1 protein-coding gene is annotated in these 1875 nt (G+C 64.2%); it reads left to right on the top strand.

Annotation, left to right across the window (positions count from 1 at the left end; all coding sequences use genetic code 11):
* Positions 1–259: 259 nt before the first annotated feature.
* The gene (locus VFQ05_19110) at positions 260–1663 is read left to right on the top strand and encodes a DUF2252 domain-containing protein (GenBank protein HET9328881.1); all 1404 of its coding nucleotides are present in this window, start codon (positions 260–262) and stop codon (positions 1661–1663) included.
* The last annotated feature ends 212 nt before the right edge of the window (positions 1664–1875 follow it).

The following is a 1875-nucleotide window of genomic DNA, read 5'->3' as shown; positions in this document are numbered from 1 at the left end:
TCCAGAATGCGCGGGATGCCTTCATCGATGGTGGCGGCCTCGGCGAGGACACGCGAGGTCGCATACTGCATGGTGAGCAGGCGCTCACGTTGTTCGACGGTCACCGAGCTCATCTGGGGCTCTCCGCCCTGCGGCCGAAAGCAGGGCCATGGCGGCTATGCTAGTGCCAGGCTCGCTGGCCGTCCACGGACTGCATTCGCTACCATGACAGCCGCATTTCCCCCGGCTCACGCTGGCCGTTCACGTGAGGGGTGAGTCCATGCCTTCGAAAACGAGGCAAAGGCGGGCAATGGGGGCCGTTCGAAACGGCCTGCTCTCGCCAGAGGAGCATTACCGCCAGGGGAAGGCGCTGCGGGAGGAATGCCCTCGCCATTCTCATGCGCTCTGGAGGGCCTCCGGCGATCGGCGAGACGCAGTCGAGCTGGTTCTGGCCGCTGAGCGCGGACGCCTACCTGACCTCCTTCCGCTGCGTCACGGGCGGATGGTCCGCTCTCCCTTCACGTTCTATCGCGGCGCGGCCTCGACGATGGCATCCGACCTCGCCACCACATCCGTCTCCGGAATTCGAGTCCAGTGCTGCGGAGACGCCCACCTGTGCAACTTCGGCGGATTCGCCACGCCCGAGCGCCGCGTCATCTTCTCGATCAACGATCTCGACGAAACACTTCCGGCGCCGTGGGAGTGGGACCTGAAGCGGCTCGCCACGAGCGTCGTGGTGGCGTGTCGCGACAACAACCTCGGCGAATCGGTCGCAATGGATGCCACCCTCGGCTGCGTCCGCAGCTATCGAGAGTCGATGCTCGAGTTCAGCCAGTTGCGGACGCTCGAGCTCTGGTACCAGGCGATGAAGGCCGAGGATCTGTTGGCCGAGCTGCCTGTGGACACCCGCAAGCGGGTGAAGAAGCGCATCGAGCGGGAAGCGGCCAGGAGCCGGACCGATGAGATCTTCCCGAAGCTCGTGGAAGACAACGCCGGAAAACCCCTCATCAAGGACCACCTGCCGACGATCTTCCATCACGAGGACGCCCCGCCTGGAGTCGTCCGCAAATTGCATCGAGACGCCGTCGCCGCATATCGCAGCACGCTCCACTCCGCGCATCAGGCGTTGTTCGACCGCTACGAGCTGCGCGACGTGGCCATCAAGGTCGTCGGGATTGGAAGTGTCGGCACACGGTGCTGGGTGTTCCTGCTCATGGCGAGCCAGGGGGATTCCTTGTTGCTGCAGGTGAAGGAGGCGCGTGCTTCCGTCCTGGAGCCCTACGCGGGCAAGAGCCGGTTCTTGAATCATGGGCAGCGCGTCGTCAACGGTTACCGGCTCATGCAGCCGTCCAGCGACGTGTTCCTCGGCTGGAGCAGCTCCACGGAACACCACTACTTCCTGCGTCAGTTGCGGGACATCAAGATCAGCCCCTTGGTCGACACCTTTGGACGGGTCGAGATGGACCACTTTGCTAGCTGGTGCGGGAAGGCGCTTGCGCTCTCCCACGCCCGTTCGGGCAACTCCGCCCTGCTGGCGGGCTACATGGGCAAGAGCGACGCCCTGGACCAGGCCATTGCGCTCTTCGCGAAGGCCTATGCCGATCAGAACGAGAAGGATCATGCAGCTTTCGTGCGCGCCATCCGTAGAGGAAAACTGAAAGCGGTATTCGAGCAAGGGCAGTAGGCCCGTTCAGCTCGGCGCCCTCAGCGCGTCGGCACTTCAGGCGCCCGATGAGGAGCGAAGCCCGCCGGAAGGCCGATTGGACGACGAACGACCATCTTGCTTACGCTGTCGCCGCATTTCCCTGCGGGTCTTGGAGCCCGCGGACACCTCTATCACGTGAGGCCGCTGCGACGATTGCGGAGCGCTCGTGTCCGAGATATCGGTTCTCCTGG

The sequence above is a fragment of the Candidatus Eisenbacteria bacterium genome (assembly GCA_035712145.1).
Lineage (GTDB): Bacteria > Eisenbacteria > RBG-16-71-46 > RBG-16-71-46 > RBG-16-71-46 > DASTBI01.
This window is presented reverse-complemented; position numbering and strand designations above follow the sequence as displayed.

Coding starts and splice junctions, on each gene's coding strand:
- VFQ05_19110 (HET9328881.1), top strand. CDS start 260: ATGCCTTCGAAAACGAGGCAAAGGCGGGCAATGGGGGCCGTTCGAAAC.